The organism is Clostridium beijerinckii, assembly GCA_003129525.1.
In the GTDB taxonomy this organism is placed as follows: domain Bacteria; phylum Bacillota; class Clostridia; order Clostridiales; family Clostridiaceae; genus Clostridium; species Clostridium beijerinckii_D.
This window is the reverse complement of record CP029329.1, coordinates 2,964,214-2,984,177: the sequence shown is the minus strand read 5'-3', so window position 1 is coordinate 2,984,177 and position 19,964 is coordinate 2,964,214. Positions and strand designations below refer to the sequence as shown.

13 protein-coding genes are annotated in these 19,964 nt (G+C 26.1%); all 13 read right to left on the bottom strand.

Annotation, left to right across the window (positions count from 1 at the left end; genetic code table 11):
* Positions 1 to 128: 128 nt before the first annotated feature.
* The 13 genes from DIC82_13150 to DIC82_13090 all read right to left on the bottom strand — a co-directional run bounded on the left by DIC82_13150 (position 129) and on the right by DIC82_13090 (position 19,964).
* The gene (locus tag DIC82_13150) at positions 129 to 1,130 is read right to left on the bottom strand and encodes a LacI family transcriptional regulator (GenBank protein AWK51908.1); all 1,002 of its coding nucleotides are present in this window, start codon (positions 1,128 to 1,130) and stop codon (positions 129 to 131) included.
* Positions 1,131 to 1,334: 204 nt separating this feature from the next.
* Positions 1,335 to 2,570, bottom strand: a complete 1,236-nt coding sequence (locus tag DIC82_13145; protein ID AWK51907.1) for a dihydropyrimidine dehydrogenase — start codon at positions 2,568 to 2,570, stop codon at positions 1,335 to 1,337.
* 195 nt (positions 2,571 to 2,765) lie between these two features.
* Complete coding sequence (locus DIC82_13140) at positions 2,766 to 3,314, bottom strand: phosphoglycerate mutase (GenBank protein AWK51906.1); 549 nt, start codon at positions 3,312 to 3,314, stop codon at positions 2,766 to 2,768.
* A 31-nt stretch (positions 3,315 to 3,345) separates the two neighbouring features.
* Complete coding sequence (locus tag DIC82_13135) at positions 3,346 to 5,127, bottom strand: bifunctional homocysteine S-methyltransferase/methylenetetrahydrofolate reductase (protein AWK51905.1); 1,782 nt, start codon at positions 5,125 to 5,127, stop codon at positions 3,346 to 3,348.
* A gap of 358 nt (positions 5,128 to 5,485) precedes the next feature.
* Positions 5,486 to 6,634 (bottom strand): anti-sigma factor, encoded by a 1,149-nt coding sequence (locus DIC82_13130; protein ID AWK51904.1) that lies wholly within the window; start codon positions 6,632 to 6,634, stop codon positions 5,486 to 5,488.
* A 9-nt stretch (positions 6,635 to 6,643) separates the two neighbouring features.
* Positions 6,644 to 7,309, bottom strand: a complete 666-nt coding sequence (locus DIC82_13125; GenBank protein ID AWK51903.1) for an RNA polymerase subunit sigma — start codon at positions 7,307 to 7,309, stop codon at positions 6,644 to 6,646.
* A 323-nt stretch (positions 7,310 to 7,632) separates the two neighbouring features.
* Positions 7,633 to 10,854, bottom strand: a complete 3,222-nt coding sequence (locus tag DIC82_13120) for an ATP-dependent helicase (protein ID AWK51902.1) — start codon at positions 10,852 to 10,854, stop codon at positions 7,633 to 7,635.
* Between the two features lie 216 nt (positions 10,855 to 11,070).
* A complete protein-coding gene (locus DIC82_13115; GenBank protein ID AWK51901.1) occupies positions 11,071 to 11,574 on the bottom strand; it encodes a molecular chaperone DnaJ in 504 nt (167 codons plus the stop codon).
* Positions 11,575 to 11,702: 128 nt separating this feature from the next.
* A complete protein-coding gene (recQ, locus tag DIC82_13110) occupies positions 11,703 to 14,153 on the bottom strand; it encodes a DNA helicase RecQ (protein AWK51900.1) in 2,451 nt (816 codons plus the stop codon).
* 421 nt (positions 14,154 to 14,574) lie between these two features.
* On the bottom strand, positions 14,575 to 15,366 hold the full coding sequence (locus tag DIC82_13105) for a DNA-binding response regulator (protein AWK51899.1): 792 nt from the start codon (positions 15,364 to 15,366) through the stop codon (positions 14,575 to 14,577).
* Between the two features lie 11 nt (positions 15,367 to 15,377).
* Positions 15,378 to 17,051: a two-component sensor histidine kinase gene (locus tag DIC82_13100; GenBank protein AWK51898.1), complete on the bottom strand. Its 1,674-nt coding sequence runs from the start codon at positions 17,049 to 17,051 to the stop codon at positions 15,378 to 15,380.
* 153 nt (positions 17,052 to 17,204) lie between these two features.
* Positions 17,205 to 18,869, bottom strand: a complete 1,665-nt coding sequence (locus DIC82_13095; GenBank protein ID AWK51897.1) for an iron ABC transporter permease — start codon at positions 18,867 to 18,869, stop codon at positions 17,205 to 17,207.
* Positions 18,870 to 18,872: 3 nt separating this feature from the next.
* Positions 18,873 to 19,964 (bottom strand): polyamine ABC transporter ATP-binding protein, encoded by a 1,092-nt coding sequence (locus DIC82_13090; GenBank protein AWK51896.1) that lies wholly within the window; start codon positions 19,962 to 19,964, stop codon positions 18,873 to 18,875.

The following is a 19,964-nucleotide window of genomic DNA, read 5'->3' as shown; positions in this document are numbered from 1 at the left end:
TTTTAAAATAATTTACTTATATGAGAACTAAAAATTCATATAAAATCAAGTATATTACTCCTTTTATATGAATTATTTTTTATACTACATAAATTTATAAATATATTATTATTTTTAGATTAATAATTCTATTCTAACTTTTTTACAGAGCTTCTTACTACAAGTTTTGATTCGATATAAAATTTGTCTTTATTTACCTCATCATTTTTTATTATATTCAATAAATTTATTCCACCATATTCACTCATAGTTAGTGAGTCTTTTTTTACACTTGTTAAAGGTGGAGTTACATAATTACAGAAATTACTATCATCAAATCCTATAATGGAAATATCATTTGGAACATTTAATCCTGATTCAATAGTTGCTTTCATAGCTCCAACAGCTATATCATCATTTAAACAAAAAACTGCTGTTGGTCTGTTTTTTAATTCTATTAATTTGTTCATATTTTCATATCCACTTTCTAAATTATATTTTCCACTTATAATATATTCTTGATTTAATGGGATATTATTGTCTTCTAACGCTTTAAGATATCCCTTTTTTCTATATAAACTTGATTCAAATTCTTTATTTCCTTCTATCAACGCTATCTTCTTATGATTATTTTTTATTAAATAATTAACTGCATCATAAGAACCCTTAGTGTCATTAGACATGATATTTACAATCCCCTCAGTTTCTATATGTCTATTGATTACTACAATTGGTATTCCCTTTTCTATTATGTCATTTATGAATTCATCATCATTTTTACTTTGACTAACTACTATTATTCCATCAAAATTCTTTTTATCTATTGGGTGAGAATATTCATATTTATCTATTCCTCTAATAACTAAATTATATTCTTTATCTATTACTTTATTTATTCCCTTTATAATCTCATGAAAGAACGTGTCAGATGTACCTTCACTAATAGACGTAAAGAAAACTCCAATAACATATGATTTTAATAAAACTAAACTTTTCGCATTGTAATTTGGTACATATTTTAATTCTTTTGCTAAAGCTTTAATTTTCACCTTTGTTTCTTCATTTATATAAGGACTATTATTAAGTGCTCTCGATACTGTTGTATGAGAAACATTGGCAATTTTTGCAATATCTTTTATTGTAATACCCATTTTTTATATACACTCCCCATTAATTATATACATACATTTTAACATATTAATTTAAATAAGCCTAAAATTTATATTTATAAATCTTTTAACTATAAACATATAATTTGCTATATATTTATAGTTAAAAGTTTATTACATAAAAATAATATAGACTAAATAATTTTTACCTCTACTCCTTAACATATTCTCCATCTTATTCTAACTTTAATTGTTTTTACAATATTCTTCTATAGTTTCTGCAACTACTTTAGCCCGGAATACTGCTTCAACTACAGTTTTTGCACCTGTAACTACATCTCCTGATGCAAATGTTCCTTTTTTAGTTGTGTTACCTTTTTCATCGGTGATTAATAGTCCCCATCTATTTGTATTAAGCTCTGTTGTATTAGATACTATATTTGTTCTAGGTGTTTGACTTACAGCTATAATTGTAGACTCACATTCAAAGAATTCAGTTTTTCCTTCTATGATTTTAGTTATCACTTTTCCGTCTTCATCAGTTACATTTTCTGTAAGAGCCAATTTAATACCGTCTTCTGTAATTTCAATTGGAGATTTAAATAAATTAAATATAATTCCATCTTCTTTAGCTTCTCTTATTTCTTGTTTAGTAGCACTCATATCTTCAAAGCCTTTTCTATAAAGTATAGTTACCTCTTTAGCTCCATTTCTTTTAGCACTTCTTGCTGCATCCATTGCTACATTTCCTGCTCCTATAACAGCCACCTTTTCACCTAGTTTATAATACTCTGGTGATTTTAAGTAATCTATAGCAAAATGTGCATTTCCAAGAGTTTCGCCCTTAATATTTAATGTCTTAGGGTTCCATACTCCAGTTCCAATGAATGCAGCCTTGTATCCATCTTCAAATAATCTATCTAAAGTTATGACTGGACCTATAAGAGTATTAGGTCTAATTTTTACTCCAAGCTCAATAAGTTTATCTTCAATTGTATCTATTAACTTTTTAGGTAATCTATATTCTGGTATACCATATCTTAATACTCCACCTATTTTCACGTGTGCATCAAAGATAGTTATATTATATCCTTTTCGTGCTAATATAAATGCAATTGTAATTCCTGCAGGTCCTCCGCCAATTATTGCAATCCTATCCTTATCTTTTGGTATATTTTCAAATTTAACATCTTCTATATATTTTTCTGATATTTCTTGTTCTATATCATGAAAATTTATTGGTTCTCCCTTTATTCCTTTCACACAATTTCCTTTGCATTGATCTTCATGAATGCAAACTAATGAACACACCGCTGAAAGCGGATTATTATTAAATAAGATTTCTCCAGCTTCCTTAAGTTTACCTTCTTTATAAAGAGTTATTATATCAGGTATCGGTGTATCAATAGGACAGTTTACTTTGCATCTAGGATTTTTACATACTAAACATCTATTTGCTTCATCTAATAATATATTATTCATGATAAAATTCCTCCTTTTTTTTGTATACTTAGTATAGTAACTTATTTAAATTTACATTTCAACATTTTCATAGAAAAAGGACTGTCTCAAAATTAAATTTATCAATTTTGACATAGTCCTTTATCTTAAATTTATATTATTCTTGTAAATTATTTTTAATTTGTTAATAACTTGCATATTAAATTGCTATATTTTTTATTCTTTTTTATATAAATATAAAACTCCATTTTTAGGACTAGTTATCAGTTTACCTATAAATCCTCTTTTCTTAAGCTCTTTTTGAAGACTATACATAAAAAATCCATGTGTAACTATTAATATATTTTCTGTACCTTCTATTTTTGCTTCATATAGAAGTGTTTCAATAAATTTTTTAGCTTTATCTTTAGTTAAAATTTTATTTTCTTCTTGGGATTTATGATTAAAATACCAAGCAAATCTTCCACTAACTGCCCAAAACCAATATGGAAATTTAAAATTGCTTTTAAATATAGGATCGATTATAGTTTCTCTAATTAAATCATTCTTAACTATATTTCCTTTATATACATGTTGCGCTGTTACTATTGCTCTTATGAGTGTGCTAGAATAACATTTATCCCATTTTATCCCCATAAGTTCTACATTATTTCTAATAACATCACTTTTGTTATAATTCGCTTCCCATTCTTTAAATTCTTTAGATGTCATAAAAAGACTTTTATGGCAATTAACTTTAAAATGTCTTATAATACCTACTCTCATTAGAATTCCTCCAGTATTTTAAGAATTAAGATTAAGCTTTAATTTGTTTTATTATTTCAATCAGCATATTAACTCTATTAAACGGAGTTATAAAATATAATCCATCACAAATTCCTTTTATTTTTTTTCCAATCTCTACACTAATCTTTATTCCAACTTCTTGTGCTTCTTCTTTACTCATATTTTTCGAAAACATTTTTACGTATTTCTCAGGTATTGTAACTCCAGGAAGCTCATTATTTAAAAATACTGCATTTCTATAGCTAACAACCGGAAGTAATCCGGCTAAAATCTTCACATTTGTTCTTTCCTTAATCTTCTTTAAAAATTCTATGGCATCATCATCATATATAGGTTGAGTTAGAAAGAATTGTGCACCTTTTTCAATCTTTTTTAGCATACGATTAAATTCTACTTCCTTGTTTAAAACATTTAAATTTAACGCTCCGCCTATAAAAATGTTATCTTGTTTAAAAAACTCTGAATTCATATCTTCTATAAGTTCCATCAATCTAAATGAATTTAAATTAAATACACTCTTTGTTTCAATCTTACTAGCATCTGATATAGGATCTCCTGTAATTGCAAGTACATTTCTAATATCTTCAATATGAGATCCTATCAAACTTGATCTTATTGCATTTGTATTTTTATCTCTACAACATATATGCGGCATGGCATCAATACCTATTTCTCTTTTGATTTTAGACGCTATAATTGTTGAGTCAGCTCTCACTTTTGACATTGGTGAATCAGGTATGGTCACCAAATCAATATTATTTTCTTTGCATACTTTAGCTCCATTAATAAGCTTTGATATATCTGTATCTATAGGTGCAGATAATTCTATTGCAACTACAAATTCATTATTATCTAATTTATCTTTAAAAGTATTTTTTGTCTTGTTTTCATATTCTTTGACTTTTTCTTCATGTCTAATAACAGTATTAGCTACTTTAGAATTTTCATGAATTAAAGAAGCTAATTGTTTAATATAATTAGGATTTGTTCCACAACATCCTCCAACAATTGAAACGCCAAGGTTTTTGATTTCATTAACTTTCTTTGCAAAATATATTGGATTATTAGGGTAAATTGTTCTTTCATGAATTATTTCTGGATATCCTGCATTAGGAAGTGCTGAAACAATATCATTACCTATATTAATCTTTTTTATTATTTCAGATACATGAGTTGGTCCTGATCCACAATTAAATCCATATGCATCTATGTATTTTATATCTTTAACTTCTTTAACTAATTTAGTTACACTTAATCCATCTCTTGTAAATCCATCAGGTTTAACTGCAAACTGAGTTAATATAAAGCTATCTGGATTTTTAATTTTTATGTACTCACATATTTCTTCTAAATAGTTGTAATTACTAAAAGTTTCAAATACAAAAATATCAATTCCACTCACTAAAAAACAATCTACTATAAATTTATATTCTTTTAAAATTTCATTATGAGATTCATCTATATTATCTTCTTTTATAGGCCCAATACTTGCTCCTATGAAAACAGATGTGTTTTGGGTAGCTTCCTTTGCTATATCTATTCCTGATTTAATTATATCACTTAATATTTCTAAAGAAACTCCAAGATTATATGTATTAGCTGAAAAAGTATTAGTCCTAATTAACTTAGCACCGGCTTCAATATACTCATTATGTATTTTTTTTATCGTATCTTTATCATTTAAATTACCAAATTCACAGTATGATACATCACTTTCTGTTAACTGTGAATAATATGTACCCATTGCCCCATCGCTTATTAATACGTTATTTTTCAAATATTCTTTTATCATTTTCAATCTCCCCAAATTCTTATTATTAATACTAAAGCATATGACATAAAGTGAAATTTTTCAGCTGGAATTTTAATACTTCAGCTAAATTTAATTGAACTTATCCCCTCAGAGGCACCTAGTAACCACAAGGGTCAATGTACCCTCAACGTGGGTACCTCGTCTTAATATAAAATAGACTAGAATATTGACTAATTATCTTTTAAATATGCCTTATTAGTAAGTATACTATAAATTATTCTTATAGTCCTTATTTTTATATTCAAAAATTGTACCTTGCATATCTATAAATTTTTCTAAAAAAAGTAGGTTCATCTTTTTAATAGATAAACCTACTTTGTAACTTTTAAAAATCTCTTTAATTTTTAGTATTCCTATTCACCAGGGTCTCATCAGTTTTTGCTGGCATTCCTGATGTTTTATTAGGATCTTCTTCAATCTTTCCTGAAGTTGTATTATTCTCAATAGATCCATTAGGCTCTATGATAATACTGGTATCCTTTGATGGATTTGAAGTTGAAGTCTCATCTTTTCCATTTTGTGTCGGTGGAACTTCTGGCTCTAATTCTAATACTTCATTATTTTCAGGCTTAACATTATTATCTTTACCATTTTCAATAACAGGATTATTAATATCAGATTCTGCATTTTGATTTGGAACACTAAATTCTGGTTTCTCGTTTAATGGAGTCTCAGTCTTTACTTCAGGATTTATATTTGTCACTGGCGCATCGTTAAGTTTTGCTTTTTCATCAGCTATTTTTTCATCCTCTGCTTGCCATTGAACAACATTCTCTTTGTCTTTTATACTTGAAGTAATATCCTTAACTGGTGCTTTATCTATTTTACTCTTTGTTTCTTCATCAGCTACAAGGGATGCTTCATATCTACCTAAACTTATGCCTTTGGTCTTTGCCTCATTAACATCTTCTTTATCCCCTTTAACATAAGTAACCTTTTCTGTTTTAAAAGTTGATTGGATAGCATCTTTTAAATCATCTAAATAAGCACTATTATCTCCATTTTCTATAAATGCATAACCAACTAATACTTCCCTATTAGTATCTAAATAATTTTTCGCTATTAGTTTTTCTTTTATTTTATCTATTCCATCATTAAGCGAAATATCTTTAATATCACTAAAATCTATATTCTTGCCATCAATATTTACGCCTTCAACTTTAATAATCTGCTGATTACTATCTGCTTCTATTTGTATACTCGGATTAATATCCAAACTAACAATGGCATATGCCTGCTCGTACCTCATCGTATTAAAGAAGGTGAATACAAGTAAAAATAATGCAGCAATAGATCCAAATGATTTTATAAAATTATTATATCTATGAGCTTTATTGGTAGTTGCTTTTACAACATCATCTTCAAAATAAAATATTTTTTGACCAACTTCCATATTTTGTTTAAATAGTATTTTATCCATTATTCCTTCATCATTTAAAGCTATAGCATAATTCTTTTTTACTTCCATTATCATTCCTTTATTCATTTTTATCACCTACTTTCTGATCCAATTCTTTAAAACGCTGAAATTTTTATCAATTATTATTACCACAGAAATTATAAATTTCTTACTTCTTTTAATCACCTTTTCTGTAACAGAATATTTTAAAACAATTCTTTTAATAGGTAATCTTTTCTTTACATACATAAAAGAGGTAAACTCTTCATCTTTACTTATTTCTTCTGATAAATTAATTGCATTTATTCTCGTTGCTTGCTGTTTAGGAGCTTCATTTACTAAGTCTTCTAAAGTAAACCCAAAAGAACTTATCTCGGTTTTTAGCATATTTATTTCTTCAACCAATATACTATTATCTTCTTTTTGCTCTAAATATTCATCTTTAATTTCTAACCCCTTGTCCAATAATTCTTCAAGGGATGAATGTTGATGTTTATTTTCACCTTTTAAATAATTTTTGATTCTACTTCCTATAACAAGCTTTGCAAAAGACAAGAAATGACCTTTTTCATTATCATATCTTTCAATAGCCTCATGAAAACCGAGTAATCCAACACTTAGTTCCTCATCATTTTCACATGACACATATCTTCCTGTAACATCTGAAATACTTTTTATTATAAAAGGCATATGTTTATCAATAAGTTCATTTACATTTGTGTTCTCATTAACATCTAAATCTATTAAAACACATTCGAGCATACCATACGCTCCCTTCTCCGGTCATTATTATATACAAAATAATTTATTAATTTTGGTACTTTTTATGGCATAAATGAAATTTTTTTATTTAAAGTTTTAATTTAACATCACATAAATATATCTGTATATACCTATTTTTTCATTTTTATATCATATATATATAAATTATCACATTCTATTTATATTCGGAAATTTAATTATCACTGTTTAATTTTTAATAGTTCATAATTAGAAATCGAATATTTACAATTGTTTATTTTAAAGTATAACTTAGTAGTTACGTATATTCATTATATCATATATTATCTTTGTTTTTAAACTAATTAGTCTAAAAACAAAGATAATATTTCATTGCTTTTTAGTTTATTTACTATATTTCCATCTTTCAGCTCTCCAGTTATAACATCATTTATAAGTTCTTTCTTATCATTTTGAAGAAGCAATATCTTTTCTTCAATTGTATCTTTTGCTATTAATTTAATTACCTCTACAATATTCTTTTGACCTATTCTATGAGCTCTATCTGTGGCTTGATCTTCTACTGATAAATTCCACCAAGGATCAAAATGAATCACAATGTCTGCACTTGTTAAATTAAGTCCTGTTCCCCCTGCCTTTAATGATATTAAAAATATTCTTATATCTTTATTTTCGTTGAATTCATCTACAAGCTTAACTCTATTTTTTGAAGAAATATTTCCATCCAAATAACTATATTTTATATTTTGCAATTTCAGTTCATATGAAATTCTAGATAAAACAGATGTAAATTGAGAAAATAATAAAATCTTATGTTCTTTTATATTTTCTAATATCAGTTCTTTAGCAATATTTATTTTACCACTTCCACCAGAATATCCATCAATTATAACAGATGGATCCAAACAAATTTGTCGTAATTTGGTTAAATAAGAGAATATAGTTATATTATTTTTATTTATCTTAGGATTTTTAATGTTATCTTGAATCTCCTTAAGAAATGCTTTATATATTTTCTTTTGAGATGTTGTCATTTCAACTAAAAATTTAGTTTCAATTTTTTCTGGCATTTCCTTAATTACATCTTTTTTAATTCTTCTTAAAATATAAGGGCTAATAAGTATTTTAAGTTCTTCAAGATACTTTTCTTCTTGCTTAATAAATTTATAAGTAAATTCTTGTTTAGTATAAAGATATCCTGGCATTATAAAATCAAATAAAGCCCAAAGCTCTATTAAATTATTTTCCATTGGTGTCCCTGTTAAAACAAATCTACTCTTAGCATTAATATTTTTCATTAATTTTGCATTTTGTGATTCTGGGTTATTTATATTTTGTCCCTCATCTAATATTAAATAATCAAATTTTATATTTTCATATTCTAGAATATCATTTTTCAACGTTCCATATGTAGTCAATATAATATCATAATCATAAATATTATTTAAGACTGTTGTTCTCTCTTTTTTATTACCATGAATAATTCCAATTCTTAGAATTGGAGCAAATTTATCAAATTCCTGTTTCCAATTGTATATAAGAGATGTTGGTGTAACTACTAAAGAATGTTTATTTTCTTCAGATAATAAAAATGCTATCGTCTGAATTGTTTTTCCAAGACCCATTTCATCTGCTAATATCCCACCAAGGCCTAAATAACTTAGGCTTTTAAGCCAATTATATCCTCTAACTTGGTATTCTCTAAGATAACCTTTAAGATTTTTAGGAATCTCAAAATTATTTTCATTTAATTTATCCAATCTCTTTAATGATTCCTCTAATTTTTCTTTTCCATTAATTAAATTTATTGATTTATTATCTAATTTACTATTTAAATAATAAATTTTATTTAGTTCAAGTTTATATTCATCCTTACCTTCTGTCACATCTATATTTAAAGTTTCTATAATTCTTATAAATTCTCTTAACTCCTCATCTTCTAAATCAACAAAAGTATCATCTTTAAGTTTAATATAACTTTTTTTGTTTTTATAGGCATTAATAACAGAATTTAATTCCTTATTATCAATTCCATCTAATTTAAATGAAAAATTAAAATCATTATCTTCATGTTCATTTATATTTATTTCTGATATGTCACCTTTGTAAAGTTTAAAATATTTATTACTGTCTTTTAAAACTCGTATTTCCCCTAGTGCCTTAAGGTATTTAAACTTCTCTTTTAAGAAAAGATAGTAATCATCATCATTTCCATAAAATATAAAAGTACCGTTTTTATAAAAAAATCTATTTTTATTCAGTACACTTTCTATAAGCCTTATCTTTTTAGAGTTTTTTATAATTGAATTGCTGGCACTTAAAAGTTCATTATATGAAAGTTTATTTTCATTATTGATTAGAGTTACATTACAATAAAAATATTCTTCTTTTTTTTCAAACTGAAAATCAACTTTTATATTATCACCTAATTTGTCAATAATAATATCATCTACTGATAAGTTTTTAGACATTACATTTATATGTGAAATTAAGTTGCTAAGCTCATCAACACTTATGTCTTTATAAAATGTAATTTTATTATCTTCTTTAAGAGTATTATAAAATATCTTATACACTTTAATTTGATCCAAAGATGGAAGATATATTTTTCTATCAAAAAAGAAAACATCCATTTTATCATTTAATGGTATTGGAAAGACTTTCTTAGTGGTTAAAACATAATCTTCTTTTACTGTTTTTAATGTAAAAGAAATAGGTACATCTTCGTCTTTTATTTCACAAATATAAGTTTGATAATTATAATTGAATTTTATTTTCTTAGATAAAAGAATTTCAAGTAATCTTCTTAAAATTTCTTTATTAATTCTAATATTATTACCATTGTTGCTATGGTTAGAAATTAATATATATTCATATATATATTCTAAAATCTCTTTGTCTTCTTTTGAAAAACAATATTTATCTGCATCGTATATTAATCCTTTTCCAATATAATATTCTTTTGATTTATTCAAACTTATAATGAATTCATTAATATTAACAATTGGATACTTATTATTAGTACCTACAAATAAACTAACATCAAAATAATTACCATTCCCCTCGAACACTTCTTTTAAAGAAATACTTAATTCTAACCTCTCTTTTGTGTTGTTTAAATTAACTTTATCCGAATTTATTTCATCGCTTAACCTAAAGTTATTCATATTAGATAATTTAAACAACAAATCTTTATCTTTCCTTATAACTACTTTGTTTTCACTTGTTTTATTAAGTTTCTTTTTTATTTGCTCTACAAAACCTAATCCGATTGCAACTAAATGTTCACATAAATAAATATTACTTGTAGAATTAAATTCTACAAACATATTACACTCACATTTAACAAATGTGAGTCTTTTATTTATAATATTTATTTTTAAATGAGAATTGCAATTTTGTATTTTATTTTCACCTTTAAAGTTACCATATATATTATAATTGTCATCTATCTTATTTATGCTAACTTTAGTTAGATTTCCGCTTTTTAATATTTCTTTTCCTCTATTTAAATTGAGTTTAGATGAATTATCTAATATAATTTTTTCTAATTCAGATATTTTCAATTACTTTTCACCCACCTAATTATATAGTTTCTAAGCATCTTCCAAAAACAAGTAATTATTTTTTAACGAACAAAAAGGAGCTTAGAGACCGGCGAAGGACACTCTAAGCTCCACGCTAGCACTTTACGTACCAACTGCTCATTTATAATAACATAATTATTATATAATATCAACTAAAATAATAATTTTTTAATATTTATCTTATTTATAGCTATTTTAACACATTCCTCCGTTATTACTACTATTACTACCTCCACCACAAGCATTAACATTATTTGAATTAGGTTTTACATTTTTACTTGCATACTTTGTAACATAATCAATTACTTTTGCTTGTAATTTGTTTAAACTATCTAAATACTCAATATTATTAGGTGCAAGTTCAACAGATTTTTTTAAATAATTAAGACCACTATCAAACCATCCTTTTTGAACAGATATAAAACCTTGAAGATAATTATATTCTGCAGAATTATTATTATTGATTAAGTTAAGCTTTGCTTCAGCTTCTAAAAAATTATAATTATCAATTAATTCTCTGATTTCTTTATACAATTCACCATTAATTACCAAATCATATGCTGCACTAAGAGTTAGAACTTTTTGTTTTGTAGTTTCATCTTGGTTTTGTGTGTATTCTTCAATCATCGCTTTAAATTTATTCTTAATTTCTTCTTCAGAAGTAGTTTGGTCAATATCTAAAACCTCATATGGATTCAATTTTAATAACACCTCTTTAATAACTTTTATTTCTACTATCAAGTATATTTATAAAAGTTATTAATATTCTTAGGCTTAAGACACTATCAAAAAAATAGCACGTCAGTATGCTAATCTATTTTAGCAATCTATATAAAATATTTTTTTAAAATTACAGATCTTATACTCTCATATTTGATATAAGATGGAAGCTCCTTTTTTAGTACGTTTATTTGATTATATCCATTTTTCTCGCAAGCATTTACAATTAATTTTTCTTCTTCTTCATTATAAAATTCCTCCAAATTTATATCAAATATATTCTCGCCAAATTCTTTAATATAATCTGTTACATAACCTAAAACGGTTGAAATTGATAGTTCTATCTTTTCTGATATCTCATGAATATCAATATTTTCTTTAAGCATATCTATTGCAATTTGATTATTCTCTCTAGTTTCTCCATCAATTACAACTTTTTTTCTTTTCCTATCAGTCCAACTTATCTCTTTATTAGTTTCTGATAAATAATCATTTACTATTTTTATTATTGTATCTCCATATGAACTTATTTTTTTAGGTCCCATACCACTTATATCTTTTAATTTATCTAAAGTAATTGGATATCGTCCACTTATCTCTTTTAAACTATTCATAGTTATAATTGCTTGTGGTGCCGCCTTTTCTTTTTTAGCGAATTCGCTTCTTGCTGTTTGTAGTCTATTATATAATTCTAAATCAGTAGTTACTTCTAACTTCAAATCATTATCTTTAGTCTCATTACTTTTAGCTTCTTGTTCGGCCTCTACATAATTAGGCACTTGAATATTATGTTCTTCTGCAAACATTTTTATTGCATCTTCAAATGCTTCCCCATATTTGCTATATTTAACTTCTCCAACTCCAGAAATTTTAAGCATCGCTTCTTTACATGTTGGATAATTTGCAGTCATTTCTTTTAATGTAACATCACCAAATATAACATACGGTGGAACATTATTTTCTCTTGCTAAGTCTTGGCGTATAGCTCTTAGAATTTCAAATAATTCATTATCTTCATGTACTTTCTTTTCTACCTTAAATTCTTTTAATTGTACTTTTTCCATTGATTTTAATATTCTTCTAGATCTTTCATTTAAATTTAAAATTGGATAAGTACCTTCAACTACACCTATATATCCCTGAGAAATCAATGTATTAATAAAGTTTTTAAGATCTTCTGTTGAATATTCTTTCATCAATCCATAAGTTGAAAGTTCATCAAAATGAAATTGAAGAACTTTTTTATTTTTAGATCCTCTAAGTACATCTACAATCATTCCAGTTCCAAATTTTTGGTTCATTCTATATATGCATGAAAGTACTTTTTGTGCTTCTATAGTTTTATCTACAAATTCACCTTCACTTAAACAATTACTACAGTTATCACATTGTTTATCATATTCTTCTCCAAAATACTCCAAAATATATTTTCTATAACAATCATTACTATATACAAAATCCATCATTTGTTGAAGTTTTCTATATTGATTGTTTTTTCTTTCAATATTTTCTATTGAATTTTCTATCAAATACTTTTGAACTTGAACATCCTGAGGTGCAAAGAGCAGTATACACTCACTTTTCTCTCCGTCTCTTCCTGCTCTACCAATCTCTTGATAATAACTTTCTATATTCCTTGGCATATTATAATGTACTACATATCTTATATTAGGCTTATCTATACCCATGCCAAAGGCATTAGTTGCAACCATTATGCTTGCTCTATCATATATAAAATTTTCCTGATTTTCTTTTCTAACCTGTTCAGACAATCCTGCATGATAATGAGTTACATTATATCCTTTGGATTCCAAGTGCTCATATATATTATCAACTTCTTTTCTGGTTGCAGCATATATAATTCCAGAAACTTCTTTATTATTTTCTATGTAACTATTTAAATATTCTTTCTTGCTGCCACCTTTAATTACATTTATAAGTAAATTTTCTCTATCAAATCCTGTTACAAAAACCTTAGGATTATTTAAATTAAGTTGCTTTATTATATCTTCTCTTACTTCTTCTGAAGCAGTTGCTGTAAATGCTGTTATTATAGGTTTGTTTTGAAGTAAATTTATAAAATGTGATACCTTTCTATAACTTACTCTAAAATCATGTCCCCATTGAGATATACAATGAGCTTCATCTACTGCTATTTGAGATATATTACATCTTGAAATTACATTTATAAAATCAAAAGATTCGAGCCTTTCGGGGGCTATATAAAGAATTTTAATTTCACCATTTATAAGATTATTTATAACTTCATTTTCTTCTATAGCACTTAATGTACTATTAATTAATGCACCTTTAATTCCCATATCCTTTAAAGTATCTACTTGATCCTTCATAAGTGATATAAGTGGGGAAATTACTATTGTGATTCCTTCAAGCATAAGTGCTGGAATCTGATAACAAATAGATTTACCGCCCCCAGTTGGCATTATAGCAAGTACATCTTGACCTTTTATAATTTTATCAATTATATCTTCTTGACCTCTTCTAAAAGCCCTATATCCATAATATTTTTCTAAAATATTTAACGCTGTGTTCTCCATTAAATCCTGCTCCTTAAGTCAATTCATTTAGAATAAATAGATAACCTATTTATTCATATTTTTAAAATGTAAATCTTATCAAACCATTTACGAATACGTTCTTCAATTTTCAATTACAACATCCATATTAATTGTGACGTATATCTTATTATACCACCTTTTCATTGTTGACTTAATTATACTAAAAAAATCATATGAAACAAAATTGATAGCTATTAATCTATATGTACATCTAATAAAAATTGTACTTATGTACATGTCCCACTTACTTATATAAGACTTGCATAAATTTGGGTCCTAATGGTGTATCCCTATTGGTGATAGAAACAATCCTCATATTGGAGCTAATATCAAAGAACTTTTTTATATTAGAGTTAGCGTCTATAACGGATCAAACTAAACTAAGACTTAATTGCAATTTCTATGTCCTATTTGTACATTTTTTCAAGAACTCACTTGGTGAATACTTCATATACTTTTTAAATACAGAACTAAAATGTTTATATTCGCTAAATCCAACCATATAAGATACTTCATAAACTTTATATTCTCCAGTATCTAAAATTTCTATGGATTTTTGAATCCTATATTTATTTAAGAAATCATGAAATGTATGTGAAGTTTGTAATTTAAATTGTCTACTTAAATAGCTTGTGCTTATATTATATTTTTCTGCAAATTCTTCGATACTAATTTTTTTACTGTAATTCTGCAATATATATTCAATAATTTTTTCTGTATATTTATCACTTAATGCACCGCTTGTATAATTTTCCAAATTAATTAGTGAAATAGATTTAACGTCTTTTATGTTTTCTCTTAGTTTATAGAATAATTGTTTTTCATCTACTAACTTTTTAACCTTTAATAATGAGTTCTTTAAATATTCATCATCAATTGGTTTTACAATATAATCAAATACTCTTAAGTCTATTGCTTGTTTTGCATAGTCAAAATCATTGTAACTTGATAAAATTAAAGTTTCGAAATCACAAATTTCCTTAGCTTTCCTAACCATTTCAATGCCATTCATTTTAGGCATTTTAATATCTGTAATTACAACATTAGGTTTGACTTCTTCTATTTTTTTTAGTCCTTCTAATCCATTTTCTGCTTCTCCAACAACAACACAATCTGAAGAAACCCAATCAAAAGTGCCAATAAGTCCTTTTCTTATAAAGTCCTCATCTTCCACTATTAAAACTTTTATCATTAGTTGCCCCCCTAATTTAATGGTAACTTGATAGTAACCTTGGTTCCTTTTCCATTATCACTTTCTATTTTTAAACCATAGTCTTCTCCATATAACAAACTTATCCTTTTTTTCACGTTATAAAGTCCAATATGTGAACTTGAATTATCTTTTCCATTTAATATTTCATTTATTTCTAATAATCTTTCTGGACTTATACCATCACCATTATCAGTTATATAAATCATAAAATCTTCTTCTTCTATTTTTACATCTACATTAATAATCAAATAATCTTTGCTTTCAAATCCATATTTAATGCTGTTTTCAACTATAGGTTGAATTATCAATTTAGGTATTATATGCATTTTGCATTCATCATTCATATTAATACTATAATCAAATTTACTTCCAAATCTAAATTTTTGTATCATTAAATAATCCTGAATATACTTAATATCTTCTCCAAGCATTGTTGTTCTTATAGCATTGTCAATACTATATCTAAGTATTCTAGACATTGATAATATAACCTTTTCAGCAGAACTATCATTTGCTTTTATCATATATTTTAACATTTCTAATGTATTAAATATAAAATGGGGATTAAATTGTGATTCTAATAATTTAATTTGAGATAATGTCGCTTGCATTGTTTCCTCTTTATTTTTTTCAATAAGTTCTTCTATTTTTATAACCATTTCATTATAATATTCTCCAATAAGCTGGAATTCATCGTCGGAATTAATAGAAACCTTATTACTTAAATCCCCTTTTTGAACACTAGTAATTGCTTTTAATAGCTTATCTACTGATTTAGTTTTATTAATAGCTATTTTATTTGCAAAATAAATCAACACTGAAAAAAGTAAAATAAATAGAGATATTAAAAATATTTCACCAAGAAAATATGTATTATTTATAAATGCAACTGATTTAAACGTATGTATGTATACATTTCCATTTAATCTTTCTGTCTTGATAACCTTTAAATTCTCATTATCTTCAATTTTTCGAAGTTTTCCTATTCTATCTAATAGCGCATTGTTTGTACTTACAATATTATTATTATATTTATCTGTTATTACAACGTTGTCATTTGAATTTGAATGTATAATATCATTTAATTCATTTTCCAATATATCAAATACTACAAATCCAATTATTTTATTATTCTCCATTATAGGTTTCCCAATTGAAAACACAGTTCTTGTGTTAACATTCAATTGTACTCTATTTAATAACATAACTGTATCACTCGGATTTGTATTCATTTTTTTAAATAGACCCCACGTATACAAATATTCATCTGAGTCATTATTTGTTTTATTTATTACATTCGATAATATGTTTTCGCCTTTAGTATTGTATATATGGAATATACTTTTTATTCTTCGCGCATTTACAATATTATAAAAATTCTCATAAATATTAGTATCTATTGTAGCCTTTTGCAATAGAATATCATGTATTTTTTTATCATTTGCTATTTTAATACAAGCATCTTCATAAGATTTAAATTCTTCTTCGATAACAGCTCCAATGTTATTATTTATTTTTTCATTCTCATAATCTACAAACTTTATAAAATATATAAAAAGTCCATTATAAAATATCAAAGAAATAATCATAATCGGAGTTAATGAATATAAAATGAAAGCTTTTTTAATTTCATTCTTAAAGGATTTTCTTTTTACTTCTTTCATATAATCTCTCCTTTTATTCATTTTACTATTTTTTATAAACAATTCAAAGTATTAATTTTTACAATAATAAAAGCGATTAATGTAAAATAAAGAAGGTGCAGTCCTTTTATTGGACTCCACCTTAATGAATAAACTTTTCCTTTATCTTTAAATCTATAAACTTATTTCTTTACTTCCTGATAATTTAAAGAATATTAATAAGGAAATTACAGTGGTTAATGTCAATATTGCTGAAAGTGCTGCTGCTGTACCGTAGCTTGCTCTAATTACTTCGCAATATATTGCAACTGACATTGTTTTAGTTTTTCCTGTATATAATATTATTGATGCACTTAATTCATTAATAACTGTAATCCAGCTTAAGATTGCTCCTGAAATTACTCCTGGCATCATCATTTTTGAAGTTACATGTAGGAATGTTTTAAATTGTGAATATCCTAAACTAATTGACGCTTCTTCCATACTAGGACTAAGTTGATACAAAATTGCTGCACTTGATCTTATAGTATATGGTAATCTTCTAATTATATAGGCTATAACAATTATCATAAATGTTCCACTTAATAATAATGGTTTCTTATTATATGCAAGCAATAAAGTTATACCTAGAACTGAGCCTGGAATAATGTAAGGGAACATTGTTATTGTATCTAAAGTTGAAGTTAATACATTTTTACGTCTAACTGATACATAAGATACAAACATACCAAGTATAACTATACAAACTATAGCTATAATTCCATACTTGAAAGTATTACCTATTGATGATCCTAATTTGTCTATAACACTAGTATAAGAATCTAATGAAAATTCTCGTACAAACATAGATCCCTTTGTTTTTAAGAATGATGTGAAAATTACAGTAACTTGAGGTATTATTGCAAGTCCAACTACTATATATACAAAAGCATGTGCTCCTATATTTTTAATTCCAGTTGCTTTTTTAGCTTCTACTGGTTTTAGTGAACTCATTACAAATGACTTTTTATTAACTACATGTTTTTGTGCTAAAAATATTGCTGTTGTTAAAACTACCATTATTGCACTTAATGCCGCTGCAAAATTGGCTTGTCCTCCAACTTCACTGATAAACTCTGAATAAACTAGTACTGGCATTACTTGAAATCCTTCACCAATAAGCATTGGTGTACCAAAATCAGCAAAGGCATTCATAAATACTAATAAGCTACCTGCTAAAACTGTTGGCATTATTAAAGGTATAACTATTGTAAACACTTTTTTAAGACCAGTGCATCCTAAGTTCTCAGCAGCTTCTAATAATGAAACATCTAATTTTTTTAATGCTCCTGATGTATACATATATATGAATGGAAACAATTTAAGAGTAAATACCAAAAGTATTCCGGCAAACCCATATATGCTAGGTGTAGTTATTCCAAATGTACTTGATAAAAACTTTGTAATTACTCCGTTTCTTCCAAGTAAAAGTATCCAAGAATATGCACCTATAAATGGTGGTGATAATACTGATATTATAATTAATACTTCAATTATCCCTTTAAATTTAATTTTAAATGTTGTCATAATGTAAGCTAAAGGTACTCCAATTATAATTGTAAGTATTGTTGTACAAATTGTAACTGAAAAACTATTTACCAAACTTCCATAATAATATTTTTTTGTAAAGAACTTCGAAAAGTTGCTTAAAGTATATGATCCTGTAGCTGAATCTTTTAAACTACTTAAAAATAGTGAAAATAAGGGATATATTAAAACTACAAGGAAAACAGCAAATATACCTATGGTAACAATATTCCAAAAATCCAAGTTAATTTTTTTCTTTTTTGTCATTTCCATATCTTACACCTCTTTTGTTATAAGATTTTTTGAACCTTCTTGATCAAAAATATTAATCTTTTTAGAATTTACTTTCAAGTATATCTTATCACCTTCTTTAAAAATTAAATCATTAGTACATAAATCTTGTGATAATTCTACAGTATTTCCTTCATTTAATTTTACAACATAATCCATATATTTTCCTAAGAATGTTGAAGATTCAACAACTCCTTCTAATCCTGCATTGTCATTACTTATAATAAATTCTTCTGGTCTTACAGTTACTTTTATAGATGAATAAGCTACTTTATGCTTTAAATTGATTTCTTCTTTATACCCATTTTTAAATTCCACAAAATTTTTGCCTTCTACGTTAATTAATGATGCATCAAATATATTTGATCTTCCTATAAAGGTTGCAACAAAAACGTTGCTTGGTCTTGTATAAATTTCATGAGGCGATGCAACTTGTTGTATAACTCCCCCGTTCATAATAGCTATTCTATCAGAAATAGCTAAAGCTTCTTCTTGGTCATGTGTTACATAAACTGTTGTTATTCCAACTTGCTTTTGAATGCTACGAATAGCACTTCTCATTTCAATTCTAAGTTTAGCATCAAGATTTGATAATGGTTCGTCCATTAAAAGTACATCTGGATGAATTACTATTGATCTAGCTAATGCAACTCTTTGTTGTTGCCCTCCAGAAAGGTTCGCTGGAAGTCTATCCTTATATTCTGTTATTTTAACAACATCTAATATATCTTTTAGTCTTTCATCCATTTCCTGTTTTGTAAGTTTTCTAAGTTTTAATCCATATTTTACATTTTCCTCAACGGTCATGTGTGGGAATATAGCATAATTTTGAAAAACCATACCTATATTTCTCTTATGTGGCGGAATATCATTTATAACTTTTTCATCAAAGGAAATCTTTCCACCTTCAATTGAGTTAAATCCTGCTATCATTCTTAATAAAGTAGTTTTACCACATCCTGAAGGACCAAGTAATGTAAATAATTCTCCATTTTCTATGTTTACAGATAAGTCCGGTATTACTGTGTTTTCTCCATATTTTTTTATAACGTCTTTTATAAATATTGCTTTACTCAA

Bases quoted from the DNA above. Each gene is read 5' to 3' on its own strand.
- DIC82_13095 (AWK51897.1), bottom strand. From the start codon at position 18,869: ATGGAAATGACAAAAAAGAAAAAAATTAACTTGGATTTTTGGAATATT.
- DIC82_13105 (AWK51899.1), bottom strand. From the start codon at position 15,366: ATGATAAAAGTTTTAATAGTGGAAGATGAGGACTTTATAAGAAAAGGA.
- DIC82_13135 (AWK51905.1), bottom strand. From the start codon at position 5,127: ATGATAAAAGAATATTTGAAAAATAACGTATTAATAAGCGATGGGGCA.
- DIC82_13100 (AWK51898.1), bottom strand. From the start codon at position 17,051: ATGAAAGAAGTAAAAAGAAAATCCTTTAAGAATGAAATTAAAAAAGCT.
- DIC82_13145 (AWK51907.1), bottom strand. From the start codon at position 2,570: ATGAATAATATATTATTAGATGAAGCAAATAGATGTTTAGTATGTAAA.
- DIC82_13130 (AWK51904.1), bottom strand. From the start codon at position 6,634: ATGAATAAAGGAATGATAATGGAAGTAAAAAAGAATTATGCTATAGCT.
- DIC82_13150 (AWK51908.1), bottom strand. From the start codon at position 1,130: ATGGGTATTACAATAAAAGATATTGCAAAAATTGCCAATGTTTCTCAT.
- DIC82_13140 (AWK51906.1), bottom strand. From the start codon at position 3,314: ATGAGAGTAGGTATTATAAGACATTTTAAAGTTAATTGCCATAAAAGT.
- recQ (AWK51900.1), bottom strand. From the start codon at position 14,153: ATGGAGAACACAGCGTTAAATATTTTAGAAAAATATTATGGATATAGG.
- DIC82_13125 (AWK51903.1), bottom strand. From the start codon at position 7,309: ATGCTCGAATGTGTTTTAATAGATTTAGATGTTAATGAGAACACAAAT.